The organism is Stenotrophomonas sp. (genome assembly GCF_031995405.1).
Taxonomy (GTDB): domain Bacteria; phylum Pseudomonadota; class Gammaproteobacteria; order Xanthomonadales; family Xanthomonadaceae; genus Stenotrophomonas.
On the sequence record NZ_DAMAGC010000049.1, the window covers coordinates 22,164 to 28,299 of the forward strand.

Below are 6,136 nucleotides of genomic sequence, written 5' to 3' on the forward strand. Positions count from 1 at the left end.
CCGCCGGGCAATGCCCGGCGCCACGCGGGGCCGACAGTGCGTCATCCCCGGCAACATCAGCCTTCCGTGGTCCTGGCCTCGTCCGGCTGCACCCGGAACCATGCCGCGTACAGCGCCGGCAGGAACACCAGGGTCAGCACGGTGCCGACGATCAACCCGCCCATGATCGAGATCGCCATCGAGCCGTAGAACGCACTGCGCGACAGCGGGATCATGGCCAGCACCGCCGCCAGCGCGGTCAGCACGATCGGGCGGAAGCGGCGCACGGTGGCGTCGATGATGGCGTGCCAGCGGTCATGCCCGGCGTCGATGTCCTGCTGGATCTGGTCGATCAGGATCACCGAATTGCGCATGATCATGCCGGCCAGCGCGATGGTGCCCAACAACGCCACGAAGCCGAACGGCGCGCGGAACAGCAGCAGGAACAATGTCGCACCGATGATGCCCAGCGGTGCGGTCACCAGCACCATCGCCGCACGCGAGAAGCTGCGCAGCTGCAGCATCAGCAGCGTGGCCACCACGATCAGGAACAGCGGCATGCCGGCCTTGATCGAGTTCTGGCCGCGCGCCGAATCCTCGACGGTGCCGCCGGTCTCCAGCAGGTAGCCCGAGGGCAACTGCGCACGGATGCCGTCCAGGGTCGGCAGGATCTGCTGCACCACGTCCAGCGGCTGCATGCCGTCACCGATGTCCGCGCGCACGGTCACCGTGGGCAGGCGGTTGCGGTGCCAGATGATGCCGTCTTCGAAGGCGTACTCCAGCCGCGCCACCTGGGACAGCGTCACCGACGTCCCGCTGGCGGTAGGAATGGCCAGGCTGCCGAGCAGCCCCAGCTGCGCGCGCTCGTTGTCCGGGCCACGCAGCAGCATCTCGATCTGGCGGTTGCCTTCGCGATAGGTGCTCACGCTCATGCCCGACAACGAGCTGCTCAGGAACTGGCTGACCTGCGCGCTGCTCACGCCCAGTGCGCGGGCGCGGTCCTGGTCGATCACCAGCCGCACCACCTTGCTCGGCTCGCTCCAGTCCAGGTTGACGTTGATGACGTGCGGGTTCTCGCGGACCTTGGCCTCGACCTGCCGCGCGATGGCCTGCACCTGCGCAATGTGTTCGCCGGAGATGCGCATCTGCACCGGGTAGCCCACCGGCGGCCCGTTCTCCAGCCGGGTCACGCGCATCTGCACGTCCGGGAACTGCTTGATCACGTCCTTGATCAGCCAGTCGCGCGTGGCTTCTCGCGCCTTGGCATCGGCGGTGAGCACCACGAACTGCGAGAAGTTGGTGGCCGGCAGCTGCTGGTCCAGCGGCAGGTAGAAGCGCGGCGAGCCGGTGCCGACGTAGGCCACGTAGTTGCTGATGCCCTCGCGGCCCTTGAGCAGCTTCTCCAGCTTGCTGGCCTGGGCCTGCGTGGCGGCCAGCGACGCGCCTTCGGCCAGTTCGATGTCCACCATCAGTTCGGGCCGGGTCGAATCCGGGAAGAACTGCTGCGGCACGAAGCGGAAGATCACCAGCGAGAACACGAACAGCGCCGCGGTCGCGCCGATCACCCACCAGCGATGGCGCAGGCAGGTATCCAGGAAGCCGCGGAAACGCGTATAGAACGGCCGCTGGTAGGGATCATGGTCGTGCGCGTGTTCCTTCGGCGCGATCCAGCGCGCGAACGCCGGATGACGGTCGGCCCACTGCAGGCGCCTGGCGCGCCAGCGCCCGGCCAGGCTGGTCGGCTTGGGCAGCTGCGGGTTGAACAGGTCCGGCAGCATCTTGTCGCCCAGGTACGGGATGAACAGCACCGCGGCGATCCACGACACCACCAGCGCGATGGTCACCACCTGGAACAGCGAGCGGGTGTACTCACCGGTGCTCGATGCAGCGGTGGCGATCGGCAGGAAGCCGGCGGCGGTGATCAGCGTGCCGGTCAGCATCGGGAAGGCCGTGGATTCCCAGGCGAAACTGGCCGCGCGCAGGCGGTCGTAGCCCTGCTCCATCTTGGTGGCCATCATCTCCACCGCGATGATCGCATCGTCCACCAGCAGGCCCAGCGCCAGCACCAGCGCGCCGAGCGAAATCTTGTGCAGGCCGATGCCGAAGTAATGCATGACGAAGAAGGTCATCGCCAGCACCAGCGGAATGGTCACGCCCACCACCAGGCCGGTACGCAGGCCCAGCGAGAAGAAGCTGACCAGCAGCACGATCACCACCGCCTCGGTCAGCACCTGCACGAACTCACCCACCGACTCTTCCACCGCATGCGGCTGGTCGGACACCTTGCGCAGCTGCATGCCGGCCGGCAGGGTCTTCTGCAGGCGCTCGAACTCGGCATCCAGGGTGGCGCCGAGCTTGAGGATGTCACCGCCATCCTTCATCGCCACGGCCAGGCCGATGGCGTCTTCGCCCATGAAGCGCATCTTCGGCGAGGCCGGGTCGGCGAAGCCGCGCTTGACCTCGGCGATGTCGCCCAGGTGCACGGTGCGCTCGCCGGCCTGGATCGGGAACCTGCGGATGTCCTCGACCGAATCGAACTGACCGGTGACGCGCAGCTGCACGCGGTCGCTCGGGGTTTCGAAGAAGCTGGTGGCACTCACCGCGTTCTGGTCGGCGAGGGCCTGCTGCACCTGCTGCAGCGAAACGCCCAGGGTGGCCAGCTTGGTGTTGGACAGCTCGATCCAGACCTTCTCGTCCTGCAGCCCGACCAGGTCGATCTTGCCCACGTCGGGCACGCGCTGCAGTTCCAGCTGGATGCGGTCGGCGTAGTCGCGCATCACCGCGTAATCGAAGCCGTTGCCGGTCAACGCGTAGATGTTGCCGAAGGTGTCGCCGAACTCATCGTTGTAGAACGGCCCGACGATCTCGCGCGGCAGCGTGGCGCGGATGTCGCCCACGCGCTTGCGCACCTGGTACCACAGGTCCGGGATCTGCTTGGAGCGCAGGCTGTCGCGCGCCATGAAGATCACCTGCGATTCGCCCGGGCGCGAGTAGGAACGGATGAACTCGTACTCGCCGGTGTTCATCAGCGCTTTTTCGATCGGCTCGGTGACCTGGCGCGAGACCTGTTCGGCGGTGGCGCCGGGCCACATCGTGCGGACCACCATCGCCTTGAAGGTAAACGGTGGATCCTCGGACTGGCCCAGGTGCTTGTACGACCACGCGCCGATGACCGCGAAGGCGAGCATCGCAAACAGCACCAGCGGCCGGTTGCCCAGCGCCCATTCGGAGAGATTGAAGCGGCGCACGGATCAGTGCCCCTTGCCGGCGGCCGGCGCAGTCGCCGGCGTCACGGCGGGTGCGAGCACTGGACGGTTCTGCCGATCCACCGGCGTCACCACCTGGCCTTCGCGCAGCAGATGCCCACCGGCAGCGACCACCCAGTCGCCAGCCGCCACCCCGGACAACACCGGCACCGCCTCGGCGCCGTAGGCCCCGACCGTCACCGGGGTGGCCTTGAGCGCACCGTTGGACGGGTTCACCACCCACACGCTGGCCTTGCCATCGGCGCCACGCAGCACCGCCGCCAGCGGCAGCTGCAGGGTGCCGCTGCGCCCGGCGGCGACGAATACGCGCGCGCTCTGCCCCAGTTCCACTTCGCCCACTGCTTCAGGCGCCAGGCTGACGCGGGTGGCATAGGTGCGCGCCTGCGCATCGGCGGCCGGGGCGATCTCGCGGATCGTGCCCGGCAGCAGCTGGCCCGGCCGGTTCCACAGCTCGATCTGCACCGGCTGGCCCACCTGGTAATCGCGGATGTTGCTCTCCGGCAGCGCGATCAGCACCTCGCGGCCACCATCGGCGGCCAGGGTGAACACGGTCTGCCCGGCGCTCACCACCTGCCCGGCCTCGGCCTGGCGGCTGGCGATCACGCCATCGGCCGGCGCGCGCAGCTGCGCATACTCGGCCTGGTTGCGGGCCACGGCCAGGTTGGCGCGGGCGGCATTGGCCTGCCCCTGCGCGGCCTTGAACGCGGCGGTCTGCTGGTCCAGCGCCGAGCGGCTCACCAGCTGGCCTTCGGCCAGCGTGGCATAGCGCTTCTGGTCATCGCGGGCGCGCACCAGGTCGGCTTCGGCGGCGGCCAGCTGTGCCTGCGAGGCGGCGGCCTGCGAGGCGTAGTCGGCAGCGTCCAGTTCGGCCAGCAGCTGGCCCTTGGCCACCCGCTGGCCGGCGTCCACATGGCGCTTGACCAGGTTGCCGCCCACGCGGAAGGACAGCGGGCTTTCCTGACGGGCATGCACCTCGCCCGGGTAGGCAGCCGCTTCCTGCCCGGTCACGGTGCCCGGATGCACCACCAGCACCGGGATCGCCGCCGCCGGTTCGGCGTCCTGCCTGCCACACGCCGCCAGCATCACCAGCAGCGCAGCGCCACCCACCCATCGCATGTTGTTCATGAGGTACAGGACCTGAAAAGAAATCCGGAAGAACGCGCTGGCAACATACTGTTGCAACACGGCTAATAGTGAACCAGCCGGTATAGTATAAATATCGAACCGATTGGTCTAGTATTGTTTGGATGACTGATTCGACCTCCTCCGTCGCGCCCGCCAAGCCGGCCGCCAAGGCCTCCGGGCCGGGCCGTCCGAAAGACCTGGGCAAGCGCGCCGCGATCCTTGACGCGGCCAAGTCGTTGTTCGTGGATCAGGGGTACAACGGCGTCAGCATGGACAGCATCGCCGCTCAGGCAGGTGTGTCGAAGCTGACCGTTTACAGCCATTTCGGCGACAAAGAGACCCTGTTTACCGAAGCTGTGAAGTCCACCTGTGTCGCCATGCTGCCCGATGCGCTGTTCGTCACCGACGCCGAAGGGCCGTTGCGCGACCAGCTGCAGGGCATCAGCCACGCGTTCTTCAGCATGATCACCTCGGCCGAGGCGGTCGCCGTGCAGCGGGTGATGATGGCTCCGGAAACCGATGACCGCCTGCGCGAGATGTTCTGGGTCGCCGGTCCGCAGCGCACCACCGATGCCCTGGCCGAGTTCCTGCGCGCCCGGGTGGCCCGTGGCGAGCTCGATATCGAGGACTGCCAGACCGCCGCGTTGCAGCTGATGACGCTGCTCAAAGGTGAGCTGCATACGCATATGATGTGCGGGCTGCGACCGACCCCGGCCGACTGCGATGCCGACGCCCATGTGAGCGCCAGCGTCGACTTCTTCCTGAGGGCGTACGCGCCGCGCCCCCGGGCGTGAGATCAAGATGAATGGACCGGAGGTCGCGGTGACTTCCGGCACTGCGACCCCGGCGCGACGGCAGCGATGCTCTCAGCGCGCCGCCGGCTCCCGGCACCGGTAAAATGGCCGGCCCACTGCGCTGGAACTAGAACCTCATGACGATCGATTACTCCCACGCCCGCGAACTGATGGTCGAACAACAGATCCGTCCCTGGGACGTGCTGGAGATCCGCGTGCTCGATGTACTGGCACGCCTGCCGCGTGAGGCGTTCGTCGCTGAATCGCACAAGGCCCTGGCCTACGCCGACATCGAACTGCCGCTGGGCTTCGGGCAGAAGATGATGAAGCCGGTCATCGAAGGCCGCACCCTGCAGGCGCTGGATCTGCAGCCGGGCGAGGAAGTGCTGGAAATCGGTACCGGCAGCGGCTACCTGAGCGCCTGCATGGGCGAACTGGCCCGCGAAGTGCTGAGCCTGGAAATCCAGCCGGAACTGGCTGCCACTGCGCGTGCGCGCCTGGATGCCGCCGGCCTGGGCAACAACGTGCGGATCGAAACCGCCGACGCGCTGCACTGGGAAACCGAGCGCCGCTTCGACGCGATCTGCGTGACCGCTGCGGTGGACACCATTCCGTCACGTTTCACCCAGTGGCTGCGTCCCGGTGGCCGTCTGTTCGTGATCCGCGGCCACTCGCCGGTCATGGAAGCGGTGCTGGTCAAGGCCGACGGCACCACCGAATCGCTGTTTGAAACCGATATCGACTACCTGCGCGGTGCCGCTCCGGCGCCCCAGTTCCAACTCTGAGTCCAAGGAAGCCGCAATGATCCGCCGATCCCTCGCTATTGCGCTGGCCGCCGCCCTGCTGCCGATGACCGCCTCCGCCGCCGACCTGCTGCAGGTCTACGAAATGGCGCGCAATGGCGATCCGCAGCTGTCCGCCGCCGAATCGACCCGTCTGTACGACAAGGAAGGCGCCGTGCAGGCGCGTGCC

Annotated in this window: 4 protein-coding genes; 2 read left to right on the top strand and 2 right to left on the bottom strand. The window is 67.6% G+C overall.

Going from position 1 to position 6,136, the window contains the following annotated elements; all coding sequences use genetic code 11:
• Nucleotides 1–56: 56 nt before the first annotated feature.
• Both RTO53_RS10650 and RTO53_RS10655 read right to left on the bottom strand, forming a co-directional pair.
• Nucleotides 57–3,227 (bottom strand): efflux RND transporter permease subunit, encoded by a 3,171-nt coding sequence (locus RTO53_RS10650; RefSeq protein ID WP_312237763.1) that lies wholly within the window; start codon nt 3,225–3,227, stop codon nt 57–59.
• Nucleotides 3,228–3,230: 3 nt separating this feature from the next.
• Nucleotides 3,231–4,370 (bottom strand): efflux RND transporter periplasmic adaptor subunit, encoded by a 1,140-nt coding sequence (locus RTO53_RS10655; RefSeq protein WP_312237764.1) that lies wholly within the window; start codon nt 4,368–4,370, stop codon nt 3,231–3,233.
• Between the two features lie 122 nt (nt 4,371–4,492).
• Between RTO53_RS10655 and RTO53_RS10660 the strand changes: the two genes are divergently transcribed.
• On the top strand, nt 4,493–5,164 hold the full coding sequence (locus RTO53_RS10660; RefSeq protein WP_312237765.1) for a TetR/AcrR family transcriptional regulator: 672 nt from the start codon (nt 4,493–4,495) through the stop codon (nt 5,162–5,164).
• Between the two features lie 137 nt (nt 5,165–5,301).
• Nucleotides 5,302–5,949 (top strand): protein-L-isoaspartate O-methyltransferase, encoded by a 648-nt coding sequence (locus RTO53_RS10665; protein ID WP_312237766.1) that lies wholly within the window; start codon nt 5,302–5,304, stop codon nt 5,947–5,949.
• The last annotated feature ends 187 nt before the right edge of the window (nt 5,950–6,136 follow it).